Below are 22,229 nucleotides of genomic sequence, written 5' to 3' on the forward strand. Positions count from 1 at the left end.
TGAACCGACCACCCCGGATCGGCGCAACCGGCTACGTTCTAAGCAGCTGTAGAAATTGAGTCGTTACTGTTTCGAACTACGACAGCGGCAAATAACCGCGCTTTTGGAGTGGCACATACACTAAGTGACTATTTCATCACTAAAAGCCAGATTCTTATACTAAAATTTCATATAAGGCTGTTTTGGGATCAATTTATTTTTTTTAGAGACTGATTTTGGGCTTTTGAGGTAGATTTTTCTTTTGCTGACTAACTGTCTATTTTTGGAAAAAAGATACACAGTTAAAAACACCCACTATTTATTTGTATCTATTTTATGGCTATGTGTGTTATCCCGCGGGCTGAGACTCGCCGTTGTCAACGGTATGATTCTCACCTGGCGGCAACGGAAACTCCATTCAGCTTGCCAGAACAGCGGAGATTTCACAGGTCTGATGGTTTGATAACTGGGAGAAGAACCCGGATCTCTGGGAACTTTCGAGACACTAAACGCGCAGCGACTCCGCATTAGCCTTGATGGGGTTCAACAGCGATGAATTGCCAAAGACTAAGGCAAATCGTTCGAGGAAATGTATTTAGGACGACGGCGGTTTGGCCGAATTGACAGGAAAGGTGATGCCCCGGGCCCGAACGTTAGGCAGCACATTGCCCGCCCGACAGCTCTCGCAACAATTGAGGCGAAGGCTATACCGTCAGCAATTCCAAGTCGCCCCGTCTGCTCACCGGGTGCCGGATTGCCTCCTTGGTGATGTTCACTTCCAACGCCACTTGCGCGATTTCCAGTATGCCAGTATCAATCTGGTAGCCCCCTCGCGCCTTCAGCCAACCCAGTACCTCCGCCAGATGCCAGATTGAGGCACTACCTTCGTGGACCGGAATGGGGAACGCTCCACGGTGGGCAACCATAAGCTTGCGCATCGCCTGCCGGGAAATTCCCACAATATCGGCCACATCCGTCAGCCCGACAAGGTCGGGGGCAGCCTCAATCAGGCGTGCAGAAGGAACAGCGTTTTTGACATCGGCCAGGGCAGTTCGAACTGCTTCTTCAGCGCTGTCTGCCTCGCGGGAGAATTCCAGCGCCAGGCGACCGGGTTGCCCTACACCGACGAGAGCGTCATCACAACCAGCGGCGCCCAACCATTCGACGATACCGTCCAAATCGCTGTCGTGGTCAGCCAATTGGTATTTCAATGTAAAAATATATTCCATAACTCAAGCCTCCGACTCCGTATCGCCCCGGCGCTGGTGAGTGGAGCACTTGTCCACCACCCTGCGCAGCGCTCGTGCGTGACTGCCAGGGTTTCTCGGCGTGCTCCACACACTGGCGATACAGAACTCACCACAGCGACATTCATCGTCATTATAGGGGCAGTAGATCTTGCCCCAGGCATGACTACCACCCACCTCGACTCGCCAGCCCTCCTCTTCCGCATGCTTGAGCGCGGCTTCAATTTCCTTCTTCGGATGTGGTGAACGAGTCATTCCTTGTCTCCAAGTATGGGGATGGCACCCGAGGTTGTCAAGTGACAACCTCGGGTGCCATCAAGCCGCCGAAATCCAAAAAATCATACGCAAGCCTCGACCGGTACCGGCCCAACCACACAGCTTATCTGGGGTAAATCGAGCGCTTGCAGTATCGCTCTGCTCTACGGGATATCGCTCAAACCATCGTGCTCGAACGACAGGACAGAAAAACAGACCTAACCCACATTGCCAAATGGGCCGTTGCCGAGGAACTCACCGAAGAGGCTGAATGCACTCAACAAGAGTGCCGAGGCGATTAAATCGGGACGCGAGACGCATGTTATAGGTTAGTGTAGGCGTGATTATGGGCCATAATCACGCCACACCCGTACGAGAAGAGAAATCTGAACGCCGTCAATACCATGACAGCACCAATTCGCCTCTCATGGTATCGATGCTGTCTGCCTTGCTACACGCAATAAATACCATGAAAAATACCATTATCAAATAATTCTGCAGACAATTCATTATGAAGCGGATCCGCGGTGATCACCAGAAAGGCCTGCTGTTCCAGATTCAGGCAATTACTGCCCCACAAGTGCCGCACATGAATCCTCAAGCCCGAAGGCCGAAATGAATCTATCCCTGACCGATGAGTTGCGTGATTTCGTCAATAGCCGCACCGGTGGTGGTGGCCTCTCTCAGATTTATCCATGCGCCGTGAAGATCGGAAAGCGCTGTTTTTTCTAGCCTGTTGGCTCGGTGTCAAAACCCATGATATGCCTTCTTCTGAAAGACCTGTTAAGCCAATGCCCGCAATTTCGTCAGCCTGGCCCGTGTATCCTCCAGTTCCTGCTGATCCCGTGTAAACAGCTTCTCCGTTTTGGTCAGTATCAGCTTGTGGGGTGAACCTTCCCGCCGGGTGTTATGAGTGACCGGAACCCCCATGCCATCTATCGTCCCGTGTATGTGGCGCCGGCGCTCTTTGTTCAGCGGCCAAGTCAGTACGGTGGTCGTGCGGGACGACAGGAATGCATTGAGTTGTTTGCAGTCTTCGCAACCACAGGTTGATGCGGTCTCGATCGACCAGTCGTCTTGTTCACGATTTCCCTTTGCGATGCGGGCTTCAAGTTGAGCCACGGCATGGTTGAGCAAATGCCCATATCCCCATGCCTTAAAGTCAGTGTCCTTCAGCATTTTTGAGCGATGCAGAAGGATATCCGCGAGCGCGGCCCTTGAAAACAACACCGGGTTGTTTATGACATAGTCCAGCGTTTGCTGATGAATCGTCGGTTGGCCGGCGTGATAACCGGCCTGCAGAAGATCGGATATCTGCTTCGTTCGGCTGGGTTCGTCTCTTTTGAGATAGACCAGGCTTGAATGCGCCTTTCTTGAGTCGTGATCTTCTTTCAGGGTTGCGTATTGAAAGTTAAGTAACCATTTCATTAATCCGCACTGTCCCTTGGACGTCTCCATCAGTATCCTTACTATCGAGGAAAGCTGCGGAATCGCCTCGGGGCGACGGTAGTCATGCTCCGCCGGTTTCGACCAGGATTCAAACACCGACAGACACCAGGGTGTGTCATATGTCTTTTCCAGTGCCACTAGCACTTGCGCCGTCCCGGGGGTTAGCGAGGCCAATCCCAGTGGCGACAACAGCAGTTGCGCCTGCTCGGCGGATTGTATTTGCAGGGCAAGTTTGTATGCCGTAGCTGCCAGCTTGCCATCACTTGACCATCGTGCGTGTCGGACCCAATAGGGCAAAATACTTTCCACCCGCATTCGCGCCTCTGGCAGGGTAGTTTTCTTTTTGGCTAATCGCAGTATTTCTCCTGCTGCCCTGTTGGCGTCGAGTTCACATAAGACGGCAAAATGGTCTTCCTTGCGCCAGAGTATGACTGCCGCCCGGTGGTACCACCGCTCCAGGGTGTTGCCATAGTTGCCCATATAACCTTCGTACTCAGTATTGAATGGGTCGAAATCGTCTGTGTCCCTGGTCCAGCAGATTTCTTCATCCGATAAACGCAGCCCGCCGATATCCACTTGGCGGTTATTCTCGTCGATCAGATGTTGTAGTGTGATGTCGCTGTCGATGAGATCGTGCAAAATATATTCATCGGCAGAGATTGCTTCATCTTCCTTCTCCTCCTCATTATCATCGTCGTATTCGTCATACCAGTAGCCTCTCCGCCGATAACCGTAGTCCCTTCGGCTATCTTCCTCTTCGGCATCCCAAATTTCCTGAATATCCGCCAGCGCAAGGTATCTTTCCAGCCCCAACGCATCAGATGCGACGCGCAGCGCGTCCACACGAGGCTGGTCTTCATTTTTTAGCCGATCCCAGTAAAGGCTCTTTTGAGTGTATTCGTGACCCAACAGGTATACCCACTTCCTGGGTTGAGTTGTCTTCCCGGAACCGTCGCTTTCATCTCTGGTCGCCGGCGCGTGGAAGTAGCGCCTGAGGCCACTGGCCAGTGCATCCACCGTTGCGGCACTTTGAACGGGCGACGCGGTCCGGTTCGAGTTATCCAGCACCAAGTTGTACGTCAGGGTGATGCGATAACCCTCCGTTACCGGCCTGACTTCATGGTGGCAATCGGCGTAAAAGGCGATTAACGTTAACTTGTCGCCGGTCGCACGTGGGGCCTGAAAACGCTTCTTTTCACCCTGGTGATCGACGACCAGCATTCCCCCACGGTAGGAGGAGGGCAACACCACCACGAGGCTTGCCACCATGCCATCGACCTTTTCCGAGTCCTGGTGGGGCTTGAAAAACTGGCCGGGTTCATAGACCAACAGGTTATGCAGGTGCGCTTTCAGCTTGCCGCCGGCGGAAAGCCCAAGTTCTGCCTTGAACTGTTCCAGCAACGGATTTAGGGTCTTGTTCCAGACGCGATTATCGATCTGCACCTTGCTCTTTGGCACCTCCCACACGTCGCGAACCTGTGGGTCCAACAGTGTCTGATCCTGCCAGCCGAATTTTGCGGGCCTGGCAAGGCGTATGAGAGACTTGGTTGCCCGGGCGGATAAGGGTAGCTTCAGCTTACCGGCATTGGTGGGAAAACCCTTTATCTTGATTTGCAGGCCTTCGCAGGACGCGGTTTGCCTAGCGCAAAACGAGCCTTGCTGGCTGATGTCTGTCAGGGCGGATAGTATGTTCCCCATATTTGCCATGCTGACTCCTGTTATTCATGTCACCGGACGCGATTATACACACCGCATGAGGACTGTCGCATACCTGCAAAACCGGTTAATTGTAGGGCGTGTACGACGATCCCTGACAAAGAGCGCATAGCATAAAAAATGCGTTCAAAAACCCCGCCAAAGCGACTTATAAATCGAGGTCAAATGCAGGCGAAAAATCAATCAGATCCGTACTTCGCATACCCAACTCCTTGGCCAGGAAACGCCAACTTGCCACCACCCGAGCCACCTCTTCCCAGGCCTCCATTGCTTCTTCGCGGTTCAACCTAAAGTAAGGCGCTCCCTCTATGAGTACCTCGCGACTATCGATCGGACCAGAGTCCTCGGTCAACCAGGTTTTACTCTCACGGCGATCACCCGGCATCGGATTGAGGTCAAAGGCCGGCGCCAAGCGCCAGCCGTGGTTGCGGGCATCGTACAAAAAAGCGGTGTTGCGCAGGTGATCATCCGTATTGCAGATAAGAAAGTTGAAGACCAATCGACGCCATAACTCCTGTATATCGGCAATTGGGTCAGCACCGTCCTGTAGCAGCGCGTCCACTACTTCCGTGTAGGCATGAACGTCGTCACGACCACTGACTTGCAGCATCGTCGCGGCCGACATGTAGGGAATACGACCACCATCGGCGGCACGATCAAAGCGCCGAATAATCGCCACGGGAGTATCCTTGATCAGTTCCACTCGCGCCTGCGCCGTGCGAATACCGGCTTTGGCCGCCAGGTTCATGGCTAACACCTCGCCGCGAATCACGTCTCGCTGATCCGCCTGGCTCGGGAACTTGCCCAGTGCCAGAGCACCATCCGTGTCACGTACGGTGGACTTGGGCCGAGCTCCACCCAGCGAAGTGCCGCGGCCAAGCAAATACTGCAGGTCCTGCTCGCTCTCCTTGCCATCCTCCAGCGCCAAAGCTGCCTTTAAAACCCTACCCAGTTCCACCAATGGTGGAACATGCCACTGTGCGCTACCTGAATTCAAATAGATACCGCTTAGTGTATCGAAAAGTCGAAGCGCACCCACACGCGCTTCGTCATCCACCCACAGGAGAAAATCGACAGGTGCCAATTGTGCCAAGCTACAATCCTTCTGACGCAATTTCGCATGTGCACGGCGAATAACACGCTCACCCCAGACATCCGGCCCGGTATCTTCCAGCGCATGAAAGAACACCCCTTGCGGGTGCTGTACCCCGGGCACGGGTTGCAGGTCAGGCGACAAGTTGAAAAACCGCGCATCCTGCAGCCAGGCTTCGTCGTAACTGAACGCGCTGCGTTTACCACTGCCCAGATACAAGCGCCCCACCACCAAGCCGCTGGTGCCCAGATGGACTTCAAGATCCTTCCGTCTGGGTAGGTTGCCTGCCATCAGAATCCCTCCAGTTCATCGGGGTGAGGAGTGACCTTACCGCTTGATTTGGCATCAGCAGAACGGCCGGGGCGTGACTTGCTACCACGGGCGCGCACCCGCTGCGGCAATTGTTCCCGCACCAGTTCCATCCCCAACTCGTCATTCTCCAGCGACATCACCTTAACCAGGGCCTCAAGCCGGCCAAGCACCTGCAAGGTGCGCAGGAAGGTATGCAATGCAGTACCTGGGTACCCATCCTCCATGCGTCTGACTGTGCTCAGGGAGGCCCCTATACGCTGCGCCAGCTCTCCTTGGCTCAACCGGCGCATACGGCGCGCAGCCGAGATGTCTTGCCCCAGGTTACGCAGGGCACGCTCCACGGGCCTCGGCAACGCAACTTGGGTACCTGAGCGCTTTCCATCTGTAGCAGACATATTACCTTTACCAAATATGAACTAAAAAACTCAATAAACATTCATATTTGACCACCTACCTTCCAGCAAGTCAACCCACCCCTAACAACCATATATAAACCTTTAAGATATTTTATAGTTTAAATATGAACACTTAAAGTTATATAACCTCCAATAATTATAGATGCCGCCCCTACTTTGAATCACCTCTAAGCAGGCAAACGAACCATTCTGATTCGTGATGATTCGACCACACTGAGATTGCTTGAAGTCGCCGCGCAACAGGTCGGCTACGGACCACAGGAACGAGGCTGTTAACGCTGGACTAAAAGCGCGCCTATTTGCCGTTGTTTGATTTCACCCAGCACCGCCACTACATCGCCTCCGGATACTATCTGGGCCTATGAGCGCTCGGTTGCACGTTATGCTGCGGTCAGCTAGTCACTCGGCGAACCGGATCCATTCCGTTTGCAGTATCGTTCTGCACCGCGGGATATCGCTCAAACCATCGTGCTCGAACGACAAGACAGAAAAACAGACCTAACCCACATTGCCAAATGGGCCGAAAAGACTATTGCACAACAAGACCGGCAACCATTCAGCGAAATGGTTGAAAATGAAAGCCTCAACCTGCATGCTGGGATCTTTGCCCGGCACCAGGTAAAACCATCGTAATTTTGGCGTGGCAGGACGTTTGGTCGCCACTAATTGAAGAGGAAAAACCTCATGAGCGACACCCTCAGCCTATCGTGCAGGGAGACTCCATGAGCGCAACTTCCGTCGGACGCAATGATCCCTGCCCCTGCGGCAGTGGCAAGAAGTTCAAGCACTGCTGCTTGGGCAAGGAGAACGGCGCGTCCCCCAATCAAGGGGCAATAAGCGCGTCCGAGGCTTTGCGCAACGCACTGGAAGATCAACAGTTCAGCTCACTGGAAGAGGCGCAGGTATTTGTCACACGACATACCCAACAACAAAATCAGCGACCGCGAGAAGAGTTCCACGGCCTCTCATCCGAGCAAATGCACCGCTTACTAAACCAGCCGTTCGACTCGCCAGAACTGGTACGCTTCCCGGAATTACTCGATACGCAACCGACCGCGCCGATTCTGCGGCTGTTCGGCTTATTGACAGAGGCCATCGGCGAGCAGGGCCTGAAACCGACCGCCAAGGGCAACCTGCCGCGCAACTTCTGCCGCGCAGCCGCCCTGACCTACTGGGGGAAAGATACCTACCAGGAACGCACCCGCTTTGGCAATATCAACCGTGAAGACGACTTCTACGACCTGCATACTACCCGGCTGGTGGCGCAACTGGCGGGACTGATCCGTAAACACAAAGGCAAGTTTATCCTCAGTCGCGACTGCCGCCGGCTGCTGGCCGAGGGCGGTCTGGCAGCCGCGTATCCCAGGCTGTTCAGGGCCTATGTCGAACAGTTCAATTGGGCCTACCGGGACGGCCATGTGGAATTACCTTTTATCCAGCACGCGTTTTTATTCTCCCTGTATCTGCTGACTCGCTATGGCGATGCCTCGCGGTCGCAAGCATTTTATGAGGATGCATTTTTACAGGCATTCCCGATAGTCTTGGATGACATCCCGCCAAGTCCGACATATACCCCCGAGGAGGAACTTCGCCGTTGCTATACCTGGCGCACACTGGTGGACTTCACGGGCTTTTTCGGGCTTGCTGAAGTAGAAACGATCTCCGACGAACTCCTGTGTCGTGATTACCGGGTAAAGTCCTTGCCACTGCTGGGCCAAACGGTTCAATTTCAGTTTCCCAAGTCAAAGCTCATGGTGTAAAGCCTTATGGTGAAAAAAGGTGGCTGTTATGCTCGCCCGCATGGCCAGCACAGGCCGCTGTCCTGCATCAACAGCTCGACTACCTGAACCCATCTACCCGATAAGACGCCGCAACCATGCCCAAAAAATCAACCCATAAAATACCCTCCGGCTGGAACTCAACTGATCAGGATGAAATCGCCCGCCGGATAGTCAGGGCGGAGCAGGAAAACTTTGCGATCAGCAGAAAATCCGGTGAGGATAAAGTGTTCACTGACTGGCTGGTCAGCCGGCCCGAGGGCGGTGCCTACCAAGTCGAGATACGCTCGATGGATACTCCCATAAACAGCTGCGCCTGCAAGGACTTCCAGGTCAATGGCCTGGGCACCTGCAAACATATCGAAGCGGTGCTGCTGAATATGAACAAACGCCGGTATCGGCAGGGGCAGCCGGCCAATACCAAGGTGGAGATTTACCGGGATGGCCGCGATGGTCGGATCAAAATCCGTTACCCCGCCACCCTGCGCAAGAATACGCGAATCAGACAACTGCTTCGCGCTTACTTCGACGAAACAGACAGCTTGTACGGCGACCCACTGCAGTCCATGGCGGCGCTGCGCGACCGGCTGAGCAATGAAACCCAACGTGTGCGCCAGCAACTGCGCATTTCTGTCCACTTGCAGGAGTGGTTGAAGCAACTGCAGCGGGCCGCAGACCAGCGCGCAACGCAGCGCCGGTTTAGACGGGATCTACACAGCGGCCGAACCAGCCTGGATGTGGTCAAACTACCCCTGTATCCCTATCAGCAAGAGGGCATGATGCACCTGGCCTTTACCGGCCGTGCCCTGCTGGCCGATGAAATGGGTTTGGGTAAAACCGTGCAGGCCATCGCCGGCGCGGAATTGTTGAACCGGCTGGACCCGCTGCAAAAGGTACTCGTCATCTCCCCTGCATCGCTGAAAAGTGAGTGGCTGGAGCAAATTGACAAATTCTCGGATCTCAGCGCGCACATCATTCAGGGGTCACGGAAAAACCGCTACGCTCTCTATCGCCAACCCGCCTTTTTCTACCTCGCGAATTATGAGCAAATGCTCTACGACGGGGATTTTATCAACAAGGTGTTAAAGCCAGACCTGATTATTCTGGATGAAGCACAACGGATTAAGAACTGGCAGACCAAAACCGCCGCCGCCATCAAGGCGTTGCATAGCCCCTATGCGTTTGTGCTGACCGGCACGCCGCTGGAAAATCGCATCGACGAGATCTATTCCATTGTCCAGTTTCTCGATCCGGGGCTGTTCGGGCCTTTATTCCGCTTCAACAGGGATTTCCATCAACTGGATGACAAGGGTCAGGCCATCGGCTACAAAAACCTGGATCGCATGCACGAGCGCTTGCAACCCATCATGCTGCGGCGGCGCAAGGAAGATGTTGAAGGCGAATTGCCGCCGCGCAGCATCCATCACTATTATGTTCCCATGTCCCGGGAGCAGAGCGATCTTTATGAAGAACATTACAGAACCGTGGCGCAGTTAAGCGCCACCGCCAAGAAACGCCCCTTAACGAAAAAAGAACGCGACCTGTTAATGCTCTCGCTGAGCTGTATGCGCATGACCTGCGACAGCGCTTATATTCTGGACCAAACAACTCAGGCCTCCCCCAAACTTGATGAACTGGAACGGATACTGGCGGAACTGCCCGGCGATTCCACCCACAAGATCATCGTCTTCTCGGAATGGGAGCGTATGCTGAATCTGCTGGCGCATCGGCTGGCCAAAGCCGGCATCGATTACGCCTGGCATACCGGCAGCCTTACCCCCAAAAAACGCCGCCAACAGATCAATCGCTTCAAACATGACCCGCAGTGCCGCCTGTTTCTGGCCACCGATTCGGCGGCGACCGGACTCAACCTGCAAATCGCCCGTGTTGTCGTCAATCTCGACTTGCCCTGGAATCCCGCCAAACTGGAACAACGGATCGCCCGCGCCTGGCGCAAGCACCAAAAACATCCGGTGTCGGTGATCAATCTGGTCAGTGAACACACCATCGAGCACCGTATGCTCGATGTGCTGCGCCACAAGACGAGCCTTGCCGACGCAGTGGTCGACGGTGCCCCTGACGGCACTGAGATGGACATTAGCGTCGGTCGCGGTGCCTTTATGGAACGTCTCAACGGACTGCTGTCCACGCCCGCGCCACGGCGCACCGCGTTCGAGCGACTGACCGAAATTGTTTTCGCCGACCTCGGCGACAAGCTCCAGCACCTGGAACAGCGCGGCAATACCCTATTGGCGGTGACCGACGACACAGACCCAGAACTCCCCCGTCAATTGCAGCAATACATCGGCGAGCACTATCAGGGCTCTTCGCCCCATCTGGAAACGCTGGACCGCAAAACTTATGAAACCCTGCAACGCCTGGCTGAGGCTGGTGTTATCCAGTTCACCCAAGCCGCCCAAAACGGTGCCAATACAGTAAACAGTGATCAACAAAAGGCCTTGCGAGAGCAACAACGCCGCGAAGGTCAAATCCGGAAATACCTTGAACTTGCAGCAGAGAAAAAACGCATGGCCCAACTACTGACAGAAGGCAGGTTTATCAGAGAGGCACTCGCCCCCATAAATGCTGCCCTGGATGCTGCGCTGTCGGCAGCTGCTTTGAAAACCGGTGAAAACACCGACGCGCCCGTCAATATGTCGCAGGTCAACCAACTGCAAACCGCCTTCCAGCTACCCGGCCAGACAACGTCACTGGTAGCAACCTTGCGACATGAGCGTGACAGCCTCAGTGAAGCTGCCGCAAAAGAAAGTCTCGCATCAGCAAGCAAAGTACTGGATGCCATACAGGCAGCCATGCAGTCTTCTGCTTAGTTGGTTTCATGACGTACTGTTGAATCAATAACCCCGCGAGAGTGGCATCGCCCATTCGAGTATATGAAGAGATCGGCTATTCGAGGATTTGACGAAACCTTGCATCTGCAAGGTGTTAGCGCTCGCACTCCATTCCTGGTTGCAGCATTCCTGTGTTTCGTTCTGACAGGTTGTAGCAGCTATGGGCTGATTAGCGCTGCACCGGAGCAATCGCGTCCTGTGGTTGTCGAGTTTACTGAAGGTCAACTCCTCGGCTGGACAGATGTTCCGGCGAATGCGTATTTTGTACCTGAAAGTCAGCTGGTAATTGTCGGCCAGCCTGAACAAGTTGGTAATGTTCCTGACACGGGCCGACCTGGCTGGGTTAGCGCCACCGTGGCAGCAGCCGTTCTCATGGGTGGGGGCGGGACAGGCGGAAGGGTTCTGGGAGGCACAGGCAAGATCAATCTTGAGGGCATGGAAGAAGTCGCGCGCATTAATCTAACTACATTGGCAACTCACATGGCACGAGAAATCATCAACACCAACCAATTTGCAGACTTTTTTGTAACGTCGAAAGCTCCGTCTCTTCCGGTGCTCTCGGTATTTACAACAGTGATCCTGACCTATGTGAACGACAGCGATGCCATCCCGTTCATACTTCTGAAGGCGAGCCTTTCGGACTCTTCCGGACAATCAGAAGTTTGGGCAACACGATATTTTGTCTCCTCCGGAAAGCCCATCCCCGTAACCGGAGAAGGCAGTTGGGCAGAACTGGGACCAGCTGGGATTGAGAGTGCGTTAGCGCCAGACCTGAAACGTAGTATCAATTTTATGCTCTCCGATATTTCCAGCCCGAAAGCTCGTAATGACAACGATCTTTACATGATCCAGAGTCGATTCCCTTATTTGAAAGAGCGCATACAGACTGTTGGTCACATATTGGATGAAGACAGTCAGTCGATCTACTTTGCACCGAAGATCGATGATTCAATGGCTTTTTCTGGAATCCACATCCTGGATAAATCGGTAACAAAATATCGTGAAGCCATCAAAGGCGACGGAGGAATTGCAGGTTTTAGAGTCCTGAAAGAACGGGACTGACAGGTGGAACTGTGCTTAACACGAAATGCCCTAAGCAACCGGTTCGATTGGCAGCAATACCTCGCCTGGTTACTAAAAAATTGCTCGCATGGATCAGATCCGTCTTTAGAAGACTGAGTGCGTCAAATTGGGGGGGGAACTCGTATGAAATACTTTATCAGATTATCTACGGAACGAGCGCAGGAATATTAATTATCGCTATACCATGAAAAATACCATGTTCGGAAATTCTTCTCCAAACCTAAGGACTTTGCACTCTCTCGACCGAACACAGCGAACTGGCCTATGCGCAGCAATCACTGCGCATAGAATCGATTATTGCGCATAAACATGTTTTAATTGCGCAAAGCTTCAATGCGCAACCTACTCGCTCATGGCAAAGCCAATCCCTGAAAAGGAACTGCACGAAATCGAGGCGGTCGTATCCGCTCACCCGGAGGGCATCGGAATTCAAGCTATTCTGGATGCGCTCAAGGTATCCCTGCCTCGACGCACACTCCAGTACCGCTTGAAGTACCTGGTGGATGAAGGTCGACTCATCAAAACCGGAGAAAAGCGGTGGGCCAGGTACATGCCCAAGGGTGCCGACCACAGGGACAACGTTCAGATAGCACTCCGAGAACAACCAACAGACGGCATACAGTTCTCCCGCCCAGCCGCCGAAATCCGGAAAATCATACGCAAGCCTCTGCAGTCGCGAACGCCGGTAGGGTATGAGCGCAACTTCCTTGACCGATACCGACCCAATCACACGGCCTATCTGGGAAAAGCCGAGCGCGCGCACCTGCTGAAAATAGGTACTCCCTCCTATTACTCTTTATTATCAATAAGTTAAATCATCGAATTTGTAAACTTTCGGCGTCCACACCCCTCCGGATCACTGGGTGAGCACTGACTGAAAGTCCTTCGCGAGCGGATAGAGCCATAAATCCTTAATCGGCACACTCTGAAGAGAATCATTTCCTCATCAGGCCAGACTGAGCCGGTTCCACGATCGTCAACTCATATCGGGTTGTTCTGCCACCACCCGGTAACGGGATGATGATACCCTTGGCGACCAGGTCAGAAAGATCACGGCTGGCTGTTCGATTCGGACACTTGGTAATCGCTCCATATTTTTTGGTCGTTATTCCGCCTTCAAAGCCCTTTCGACCTTCAGCGAATACCCGCGACACCATCCTGGCCTGCCGGTCACTCAGCTGGTCACCATAGACTTCGTAGAATCGTGTCTTGGCCAATACAAAACCCACCTCTTCCCTGGCAATCTCCTGTGCCTTGATTATTGTGTCTGCAAAATAATCCAGCCAAACATTAACATCCAGGCTTCCTCGACTCGCTTTCTCCAGTTGCAGATAATAGGTTTTTTTATCCCCTTCTATCGCCGTGGCAAGACAGGCCGTGGTTGGATAACCAAGAAACTGGGAAAGCGCATGGTCAGCAATTGCCCTGCCGACTCGACCATTACCATCATCGAAGGGGTGAATCACCTCGAACCAAAGATGAGCAATACCTGCTCTTGCGATCCCGTGTATTGTCTTATCCCCGCTCAAAGGACTGGTTTGGTTGTACCAGTCGATAAGCCTCGCCATTTCATCAGGCACCAAAGTCGCTGGTGGGGCCTCATAGTGAACCTTTTCCCGCCCGTAAGGCCCGCTCACGATTTGCATCGGTGAAGGATCGTTACGATATGCGCCACGCAGAATAGTGGTGTAGCGCTGCTCCGGGACAGCCATGGACTGCCACTTGCCCAGCAGGTCATGCGTCAGGGATGTTTGCCAATTCTTGCGAACGCTCACCAGCAGCGATGCAGCCCCGGCAGCTTTCTGATCTGTGTTGTCCGGTAGCGTATCCGAGGTAATCAAAGAAAGTAGCGATGACCTGACCGATTCCCTGTCCAGATCCTCGCCCTCAATGGCGCTGGTTTTGATGGCCTCGGACAGCATCAAGTCAATCGTGGCATCCTCTTGAGACGCCATCGGTAGCGCATCAAAGCTGCCAGCCAGGCGCTCTGAGTTCAGGCGAAATTCAAGTTCCCGATCATTGAGCGCGCGATTGTCGTAGCGAAAACCTGGCCAGTCGGGCTGTTGCCATATCCAGTTCATGCGGCACGTCCATGTACCGCACCCTGACGGGCGGCCTTCGGCCGTGCAAACTGTCTGTCCTGCCACTTTGTCATGGCGCGATTCTAGCACTTATTCGCGCCATTTTAAATGGATATTTGGCGTGTTTATAGCCCTAAATCACGCCACGCTCGCTCCAAAGGCGATATCTGAGTGCCGACCGCTGACACCATGATTTCGCCAATCTGCCACTCATGGCATCGCTGCTTTTCGTTCTACAGCGCGCGGAAAATACCATTGGTGATGCAGATTATATTATCAACTGGATTGTTTTTATTACTATTAATCAACCTGTTACGAATTCTTGTCACTCCCACCCGATTGTAAACAAGACATTTTTTCTATTTATTATCAAAAAGTTAAAAATCATGAAACACCCAATACCATGAAAAATACCATGCTCAGAAATTTCTTGTAAAAAATATTTATTTTGAGCGGATGAATGCGCCATTTTACGGCGTATCTGAAGATAATCTCCCAAATCCAGCTTCATCGCCGGCCCTCCAACCCCGCACGCAGAAAACATCTTCACGTGATAGCCCCTGCTATTACTCCGAAAGCTGGCTATCGAGAAACTCCCTTATAGCAGCCAAATCGACGACGAAACCACCTAGCATTTTTTCCATTGGTGCCGAGCCACAGAACATCGGATTGTCATTCGGCGAGTGAAGCCACTGATCGCTGCACTCCGTATCGGGAAAGAGAATCTGTAACGCCCTATAAATGCCTAGGATATAACTGGCCCGCTCCAGAAAGTCCCGGGTCAACTTCGCTTTGTCTGGCTGATTTTTCCAATTGTAGAGCGTCTTTTCGTTGCTCAGACCCAGCAGAGTCATTTGCTCGTGCCCGCTAAGATGCCACAACGCAAAAATATTGAATATCTCTGGTAGCAAGGAACCAGGTTCGATTGAGTAAGGTTGCAATAGCTGCCCCAATTCTGCCTTCATATCCACCCTTTAAAGCTGTAACAATACAGTAACACAGACTCTCATACTGTATTGTTACAGTCAATTACGGGTGCAACTTACCTCCGACAACAAACTATTTGCCTTTACGGATAAAACCCGTAATACTAATAAATGATTACGGAGATATTCCGTATCCAGAGTTTGGAGGTCGCCATGTCCAAAATTTTACGTTATGAAATGCAGTGGGATGAAGAAACCTATGCACTGGCAGAGCGCGCTGCACGCGCGTCGGGCTTAACCAGCATCAAGGCCTATGTTACGCAATTGGTGAAGCAACATGCGCCTGAGGTATTGGAAGCCTACAGTAGCATCCAACTGGCCAACGCGCAGTTTGATGCCTTTTGCGAGGCTTGTGACAATCCGCCAGCGCCTACGGCCAAACTCCGTAAGGCGGCACAAGCACTTGACCAAGAGGGCTTCGTGCTGAATGCCAAGCCCTGAGTTTTTGCCCCTGGATACCAGGGCGATCAATGTTAAATCATTCGATTGCGGCAAGGATGCCATTAACACCTATCTGCGCCGCTACGCGGCAAAGAATATGGCACTGAACCTCAACCGGACTTTTGTTCTGCCCTATACACCCGAAGCCTATATCGGCAAAGAAAGCCCAGGAAAATCTCATGTAGCGGCTTATTACACCTTGGCCCATCAGACCCTGGTTTGTGAAGAACTACCTGACCCATCCCGACTGCCGCGCTACCCTGTTCCGGTGATCCTGCTTGCTCAACTTGGCATCGACCGACGGTTTCACCGGCAAGGCTTGGGCGCAAAAACGCTGGTATACGCACTTAGACATGCCTATCAAATAGCAAGCAATCCGAAGGGTATACCCGCTCTGGGCGTTGTTCTCGATGTGCTCGACCAGGATGCGTTGGCTTTCTACCAGTCGTTCGACTTCTTCTTACCGTTAACGGACAACCCCATGAAACTGTTCTTGCCTATAACGTCGCTTGAGTCACTGTAAACTGGCCTATATCAGACCAAGACGCTATGGAGAATAAGTATGGAGATATCTCCGCTATCGATGCAAGATTGGCGGAGCTCGAGCGGGAAAAACAGCAGCTCATAGATCGCAGGGAACAACTGCGCAAACCCGAGCCCACAGCCTCTGTATCAAACTTCCTCACTCCAGAGCAAAAAATAACAATTTACAGCAGACTGTTTCGTGGTCGTACCGACATTTTTGCCAATCGCTGGCAAAACCAACTAGGGCGAAGCGGCTACTCCGTCGCCTGTGACAACGAGTGGGCAAGGGGAATCTGCAACAAGCCGCGTATTAAATGCCAGGAATGCAGTCATCGCCAGTTTAGCGTGTTAAACGATCAGGTCATCTATCGTCACTTAGCAGGCTACAGGTCGTGGGCCTCTACCCGTTGCTCCAGGACAATACCTGTTATTTGCTGGCCGCCGATTTCGACAAAGGGAACTGGCAAGAAGAAGTAAAAGCGATGTCCCGAGCCTGTGAGAGATACAGCGTACCTCATATTATAGAAATCTCACGTTCGGGCAATGGCGCCCACCTATGGGTATTTTTCAAAGATCGAATTCCGGCCAATGAAGCGCGCTTGCTGGGTTTTGGACTTCTCGATGCCGCCATGGAGATTTACCCAAATCTATCCTTCGACTCTTACGACAGGCTGTTTCCCAATCAGGACATTCTGCCAGAAGGAGGGTTCGGCATCCTGATCGCATTACCGCTACAGCGTGAAGCAAGGCGTTCGGGCAACAGTTCATTTGTCGACACAGAATTGAATATCATTGACGACCAATGGCAACATCTTACTCAGATAAAAAATCTTTCCAAACAAGAGATTAGCAAGCTACTTTCGCAGCTTTCCTCCAATAACAGCCTGCTTTCTGAACAGGGGGTCGCCGACAACCGCCCTCCTTGGGAGATCACAGCCAAGTCCAAGCCACTGGCTCTGGAAAACTCACCTCAACAGATAACGATAACACTCGCCAACCACATCTATTTCGAGATTAAAGCACTACCAAGTGCCCTCTTGGCAAGATTAAGGCGTTTGGCCAGCTTTTCCAATCCGGTTTTCTTTAAGACACAGGCGCTTCGCTTTTCCACCCACGGCATCCCGCGATTTATTTCTTGTGCACGCATCGAGCAAGGTTACTTGGCTTTGCCACGCGGCTGCATGGATGAAGCACTCGCGCTGTTGAATGAGAACCGAATCAACGTAAAGATCGATGACAAACGAGAGCCTGGCACTCAGCTTTCAGGTATAAAGCCATCATTAACCTTACGGAAAAGCCAGCAAGTTGCTGTTAGGGAAATGAGCAAACACGATGCAGGAATCCTACATGCACCTACTGCGTTTGGAAAAACCGTAACCGCTATTGGAATGATAGCCAAACGCAAGACAAACACACTTATTCTTGTACACAGCCGCCAGTTGCTTGATCAATGGCAGGAGAGATTGCGTTCATTCTTGCCAGAAACAGAAATCGGCATTATTCGCGGAGGAAAGAAAAAGCCAACGAGTATCATTGATGTAGCGACCTATCAAAGCCTGATCAATAAGAAAGACAATACAGTCTCACCTATCGTTCAGGACTACGGTCATATCATCGTTGATGAATGCCACCACGTATCAGCACCACGCTTTGAGATGGTATTAAACGAAGTTCGAGCAAAATATGTTCTGGGCTTGACCGCCACCCCTGAAAGGCAGGACGGACACCAGAAAATTATTTTTATGGCTGCCGGCCCTATCCGCCACAAAGTAAAAAAAACAGGCGACGAAAAGTTCGAGCAGGAGATTCAAATACACCAACTTTATGATACACCACCACAGCATCTTACCCGAACTGAAGAACGACCAAAAATTACAGATGCATACCGCTGGATAATGGAAAATGAAGCGAGAACGCAACAAATAGTGTCAGATGTGATTGGTAGTGTTCACGAAAATAGGCATCCAATCGTCCTCACTGAGAGGCGCGAACACGCCGAGATCATTAACAACCTTCTTAAAGAAAGCGGTATTGATTCCGTCGTATTAAAAGGCGCAATGAACGCCGCTGAACGCAAGCGAGTAGATGAACATATACATTCGGCGCAGGTCATAGTCGCCACCGGCAAGTACGTGGGTGAGGGTTTTGACCTACCCAGGCTGGATACATTGTTTCTCGCAATGCCCATCGCCTGGAAAGGCACACTGGCACAGTATGCGGGAAGAATTCATCGGGAATCCGATGGTAAAACACGCGTGAGGATTCATGACTACGTTGACTGTGGCCTGGCCATGCTCCAGCGTATGTTCAACAAGCGCGAGAAGAGCTACAAGGCGATGGGTTATACCCTACTATCTATCGCCAGAAGAATCAGCCAACCTGAATGAGGCAGAACGACAGGAAACTTTGCTGATGTAGCAGGCGTCCATATTATTCCTGGACGCCCTCACTTCATGTTCGCTGATACCATGTCAGCAACAATTTACCACCCATGGTATCACTGCTCATTACTTTACAGCGCGCAATAGATACCATGAAAAATACCATTGATAATGCAGATTATATTATCAACCAGATTGTATAAATTCTTATAAATCAATGAGTTAAAAAATACGGTCACTCCCACTCAATCGTCGCCGGCGGCTTGCTGGACACGTCGTAACTCACCCGCGATACACCGGAGATTTCATTGATAATGCGATTGGAAACCGTCTCCAGTAGCTCGTAGGGCAGGTGCGCCCAGCGAGCGGTCATAAAGTCCACCGTCTCCACCGCGCGCAGGGCGATGACCCACTCGTAGCGGCGGGCGTCGCCCACCACACCGACGGATTTCACCGGCAGGAACACGGCAAAGGCCTGGCTGGTCTTGTGGTACCAGTCGGCCTTGTGCAGCTCTTCCAGGAAGATGGCGTCGGCCTCGCGCAGGATATCGGCGTATTCCTTTTTTACTTCGCCGAGGATGCGCACACCGAGGCCCGGGCCCGGGAAGGGATGACGGTAGACCATGTCGTAGGGCAGGCCCAGCTCCAGGCCAATCTTGCGCACCTCGTCCTTGAACAGCTCGCGCAGGGGTTCCACCAACTGCATGGCCATATCGTCCGGCAGGCCGCCGACATTGTGGTGGGATTTGATTACATGGGCCTTGCCGGTCTTGGCGGCGGCGGACTCGATCACATCGGGGTAGATGGTGCCCTGGGCCAGCCAGTTAACGTCTTTTAATTTGGTCGCCTCGGCGTCGAACACTTCGATAAAGGTGTTGCCAATCACCTTGCGCTTGGCTTCCGGATCAGCGATGCCCTCCAGCTTGCCCAGGAACAAGGCCTCGGCATCGGCGCGAATGACTTTTACCCCCATATTGAGGGCAAACATTTCCATCACCTGGTCGCCTTCATCCTTGCGCAGCAAACCGTTGTCGACGAACACACAGGTAAGCTGGTCGCCAATGGCCTTGTGCAACAGGGCTGCCACCACCGAGGAATCAACGCCGCCGGAGAGGCCGAGCAATACCTTGTCGCTACCCACTTGCTGGCGCACTTTCTCGATCGCGTCTTCAACAATGTTAGCCGCGGTCCAGAGCACTTCACAGCCGCAAATCTCCAACGCGAAGTGTTCGAAGATGCGCTTGCCCTGCAAAGTGTGCGTCACTTCCGGGTGGAACTGCAGGCCGTAAAAGCGCTTGCTCTCGCAGTACATACCGGCGATTTCGCAGGAGTCGGTGGAAGCCATCAACTCGAAGTCGGCGGGCATTTTCGAGACTTTGTCACCGTGGCTCATCCACACATCCAGCAGCGCGCTGCCGTCGTGCTCGACGTGATCACAAATATCGTGCAACAGGGCGCTTTTGCCACGCACCTTGACCCGGGCGAAACCGAACTCGTGGATATTGGACGACTGCACCGCTCCGCCCAACTGCTCGGCCATGGTTTGCATGCCGTAGCAAATGCCCAGTACCGGTACGCCCAAGGTAAACACCACCTCCGGAGCCCGCGGCGATTCTCCGGCGGTAACCGACTCCGGCCCGCCCGCCAGGATAATGCCGCTGGGGCGGTATTCGCGAATCTCTTCTTCGCTCATATCAAAGGCGCGGATTTCGGAAAAAACCCCCACCTCACGTACACGGCGCGCAATCAACTGGGTGTACTGGGAGCCGAAATCCAAAATCAGAATTCGTTGAGCGTGAATGTCCTGGGTCATTGAGCTATCTCGAGAGCGTTAAAATATGAGTGCACCGCCTGCTGGGTTGCCAACGGCGCTTACTGGTACCTGCTTGGCTACCTGCTGATGCTTACCTGCAAACTGCGACTACCTGACTGACGTAGAGAGCACCGCGGCCGGCAACAACCGGCCGCGGTGCACAATGTCTAGCGGCTGCCCACCGGGTAGTTGGGCGCTTCCTTGGTGATCTGCACATCGTGCACATGGGATTCGCCCATGCCCGCGGATGTGACGCGCACAAACTTCGGTTGGGTGCGCATGGTTGCGATGTCGCTGCTACCGGTGTAACCCATGGCGGAGCGTACGCCACCCATCATCTGGTGAACGATCACCGCCAGCGGCCCCTTGTAGGGCACGCGCCCTTCAATGCCTTCCGGCACCAGCTTTTCGGTGCCCTGGCTGGCGTCCTGGAAATAGCGGTCGGAAGACCCCTGGGTCTTGGCCATGGCCCCCAGTGAGCCCATGCCGCGATAGGCCTTGTAGGTACGACCCTGGTACAACTCCACTTCGCCCGGTGCCTCTTCGGTACCGGCAAACATGGAACCCATCATCACTGCGTGGGCGCCGGCCACGATGGCCTTGGCCAGGTCGCCGGAGTAGCGGATGCCGCCGTCGGCAATCACCGGCACACCGGTGCCTTCCAGTGCCGCAGCCACGTCGGCCACGGCGGTAATCTGCGGCACACCCACGCCACTGACAATACGGGTAGTACAAATGGAGCCCGGACCGATACCCACCTTGACGCCATCGGCGCCGGCTTCAACCAGTGCCAGGGCCGCTTCGGCGGTGGCGATATTGCCGCCAATCACCTGCATATCCGGGTATTGCTGCTTGATTTTGCGCACCCGATCGAGCACGTTTTTGGAGTGGCCGTGAGCGGTATCCACCACCAGCACATCCACGCCGGCGGTAACCAGCGCCGCCACCCGGTCATCGGTATCCGGGCTGGTACCCACTGACGCCCCCACCCGCAGGCGACCTTCCGGGTCCTTGCAGGAACTGGGGTAGCGCTCGGCCTTGTTGATATCCTTGACGGTAATCAGGCCCTTCAGGTCAAAATTGTCGTTGACCACCAGCACCTTCTCGATCCGATGGCGGTGCAGCAGTTCCCGCACGGCGTCTGCTTCAGCGCCCTCTTTTACGGTCACCAGCTTTTGCTTGGGGGTCATAATGCTGCTGACTTTGGCGTCCATATTGGACTCAAAACGCACATCGCGGCCGGTAACTATACCCACCAGCTTGCCGTCTTCCATCACCGGCACCCCGGAGATATTGTTCATCTGGGTCAGTGCAACCAGGTCAGCGATGGTGGCGTTGGACTCGATGGTAATGGGGTCCTTGACCACGCCGGCTTCAAACTTCTTCACCGCCCGCACCTGGGCCGCCTGCTCCTCGATGGACATGCTCTTGTGGACGATGCCGATGCCGCCCTCCTGGGCGATGGCAATGGCCAACCGGGATTCGGTCACCGTATCCATAGCCGCCGACACCAGCGGAATATTGAGCCGGATATCGCGGGTCAACTGGGTTTTCAGCGACACATCCTTGGCCGTTATCTGGGAATAGCCGGGCACCAAAAGCACATCATCAAAGGTGAGTGCTTCTTGAATAATTCTTAACATAAAGGATCCAACCTGTATTTGGATTGAACAGCCGACTTGACCCGGGCCCACAACGCTGGGCGTGTATGGCAGGATGTGACTCGCCGGCATATTCTGTGCCGCGGCTGCCCGCCACTGTCGCATCACCGGTGGGTCTGGCGGCCAACGCCGCCATTGCTGTTCCGGGATAAACCCGCAAT

18 protein-coding genes and 1 pseudogene are annotated in these 22,229 nt (G+C 53.4%); 9 read left to right on the forward strand and 10 right to left on the reverse strand.

What is annotated here, in order from left to right; all coding sequences use genetic code 11:
* Positions 1–683 precede the first annotated feature (683 nt).
* The 5 genes from G8764_RS21650 to G8764_RS23020 form a co-directional block, all read right to left on the reverse strand.
* Positions 684–1,208, reverse strand: a complete 525-nt coding sequence (locus G8764_RS21650) for a helix-turn-helix transcriptional regulator (RefSeq protein ID WP_166168258.1) — start codon at positions 1,206–1,208, stop codon at positions 684–686.
* 3 nt (positions 1,209–1,211) lie between these two features.
* The gene (locus G8764_RS21655; RefSeq protein ID WP_166168261.1) at positions 1,212–1,481 is read right to left on the reverse strand and encodes a hypothetical protein; all 270 of its coding nucleotides are present in this window, start codon (positions 1,479–1,481) and stop codon (positions 1,212–1,214) included.
* Positions 1,482–2,264: 783 nt separating this feature from the next.
* Positions 2,265–4,637, reverse strand: coding sequence for a 2OG-Fe(II) oxygenase (locus G8764_RS21660; RefSeq protein WP_166168264.1), 2,373 nt, complete (start codon positions 4,635–4,637; stop codon positions 2,265–2,267).
* Positions 4,638–4,794: 157 nt separating this feature from the next.
* The gene (locus tag G8764_RS21665) at positions 4,795–6,030 is read right to left on the reverse strand and encodes a type II toxin-antitoxin system HipA family toxin (RefSeq protein WP_166168267.1); all 1,236 of its coding nucleotides are present in this window, start codon (positions 6,028–6,030) and stop codon (positions 4,795–4,797) included.
* Positions 6,030–6,248 (reverse strand): hypothetical protein, encoded by a 219-nt coding sequence (locus G8764_RS23020; protein WP_243748957.1) that lies wholly within the window; start codon positions 6,246–6,248, stop codon positions 6,030–6,032. The genes G8764_RS21665 and G8764_RS23020 overlap by 1 nt, the downstream gene beginning before the upstream one ends.
* Positions 6,249–6,893: 645 nt before the next feature.
* Here G8764_RS23020 and G8764_RS21675 point away from each other — a divergent pair.
* From G8764_RS21675 to G8764_RS21695, 5 genes are all read left to right on the forward strand, one after another.
* A complete protein-coding gene (locus G8764_RS21675; RefSeq protein ID WP_166168273.1) occupies positions 6,894–7,100 on the forward strand; it encodes a hypothetical protein in 207 nt (68 codons plus the stop codon).
* An 89-nt stretch (positions 7,101–7,189) separates the two neighbouring features.
* The gene (locus G8764_RS21680) at positions 7,190–8,227 is read left to right on the forward strand and encodes a YecA family protein (RefSeq protein WP_207952036.1); all 1,038 of its coding nucleotides are present in this window, start codon (positions 7,190–7,192) and stop codon (positions 8,225–8,227) included.
* A gap of 116 nt (positions 8,228–8,343) precedes the next feature.
* The gene (locus G8764_RS21685) at positions 8,344–11,076 is read left to right on the forward strand and encodes a DEAD/DEAH box helicase (RefSeq protein WP_166168276.1); all 2,733 of its coding nucleotides are present in this window, start codon (positions 8,344–8,346) and stop codon (positions 11,074–11,076) included.
* A 63-nt stretch (positions 11,077–11,139) separates the two neighbouring features.
* Positions 11,140–12,159 carry a hypothetical protein gene (locus G8764_RS21690; protein ID WP_207952037.1) on the forward strand — a complete coding sequence of 340 codons (1,020 nt, stop codon included), beginning with the start codon at positions 11,140–11,142 and terminating at the stop codon, positions 12,157–12,159.
* 373 nt (positions 12,160–12,532) lie between these two features.
* Positions 12,533–12,994, forward strand: a complete 462-nt coding sequence (locus G8764_RS21695; RefSeq protein WP_166168282.1) for a hypothetical protein — start codon at positions 12,533–12,535, stop codon at positions 12,992–12,994.
* A gap of 121 nt (positions 12,995–13,115) precedes the next feature.
* Here the strand turns inward: G8764_RS21695 and G8764_RS21700 are convergent, their stop codons facing one another.
* The 3 genes from G8764_RS21700 to G8764_RS21710 all read right to left on the reverse strand — a co-directional run bounded on the left by G8764_RS21700 (position 13,116) and on the right by G8764_RS21710 (position 15,226).
* Complete coding sequence (locus G8764_RS21700) at positions 13,116–14,261, reverse strand: Fic family protein (protein ID WP_166168285.1); 1,146 nt, start codon at positions 14,259–14,261, stop codon at positions 13,116–13,118.
* Between the two features lie 325 nt (positions 14,262–14,586).
* A complete protein-coding gene (locus G8764_RS21705) occupies positions 14,587–14,811 on the reverse strand; it encodes a hypothetical protein (protein ID WP_166168288.1) in 225 nt (74 codons plus the stop codon).
* A gap of 16 nt (positions 14,812–14,827) precedes the next feature.
* The gene (locus tag G8764_RS21710) at positions 14,828–15,226 is read right to left on the reverse strand and encodes an antitoxin Xre-like helix-turn-helix domain-containing protein (RefSeq protein ID WP_166168291.1); all 399 of its coding nucleotides are present in this window, start codon (positions 15,224–15,226) and stop codon (positions 14,828–14,830) included.
* A gap of 174 nt (positions 15,227–15,400) precedes the next feature.
* On the opposite strand from G8764_RS21710, the gene G8764_RS21715 reads away from it, so the two are divergent.
* From G8764_RS21715 to G8764_RS23110, 4 genes and pseudogenes are all read left to right on the forward strand, one after another.
* Complete coding sequence (locus tag G8764_RS21715) at positions 15,401–15,688, forward strand: type II toxin-antitoxin system TacA family antitoxin (RefSeq protein WP_166168294.1); 288 nt, start codon at positions 15,401–15,403, stop codon at positions 15,686–15,688.
* Positions 15,675–16,211 (forward strand): GNAT family N-acetyltransferase, encoded by a 537-nt coding sequence (locus tag G8764_RS21720; RefSeq protein ID WP_166168297.1) that lies wholly within the window; start codon positions 15,675–15,677, stop codon positions 16,209–16,211. The genes G8764_RS21715 and G8764_RS21720 overlap by 14 nt, the downstream gene beginning before the upstream one ends.
* Positions 16,212–16,237: 26 nt before the next feature.
* Positions 16,238–17,874, forward strand: a pseudogene (locus G8764_RS23105) (TOTE conflict system archaeo-eukaryotic primase domain-containing protein); the annotation flags it as partial.
* A gap of 234 nt (positions 17,875–18,108) precedes the next feature.
* Positions 18,109–18,600, forward strand: coding sequence for a DEAD/DEAH box helicase (locus tag G8764_RS23110; protein ID WP_425049224.1), 492 nt, complete (start codon positions 18,109–18,111; stop codon positions 18,598–18,600).
* Between the two features lie 229 nt (positions 18,601–18,829).
* Here the strand turns inward: G8764_RS23110 and guaA are convergent, their stop codons facing one another.
* On the reverse strand, positions 18,830–20,407 hold the full coding sequence (gene guaA, locus G8764_RS21730) for a glutamine-hydrolyzing GMP synthase (RefSeq protein ID WP_166168300.1): 1,578 nt from the start codon (positions 20,405–20,407) through the stop codon (positions 18,830–18,832).
* Positions 20,408–20,574: 167 nt separating this feature from the next.
* A complete protein-coding gene (guaB, locus tag G8764_RS21735; protein WP_166168303.1) occupies positions 20,575–22,050 on the reverse strand; it encodes an IMP dehydrogenase in 1,476 nt (491 codons plus the stop codon).
* Positions 22,051–22,229: the final 179 nt, after the last annotated feature.

Origin of the sequence: Pseudomaricurvus alcaniphilus (assembly GCF_011440395.1) — a bacterium.
GTDB classification, from domain to species: Bacteria; Pseudomonadota; Gammaproteobacteria; order Pseudomonadales; family Cellvibrionaceae; genus Pseudomaricurvus; species Pseudomaricurvus alcaniphilus.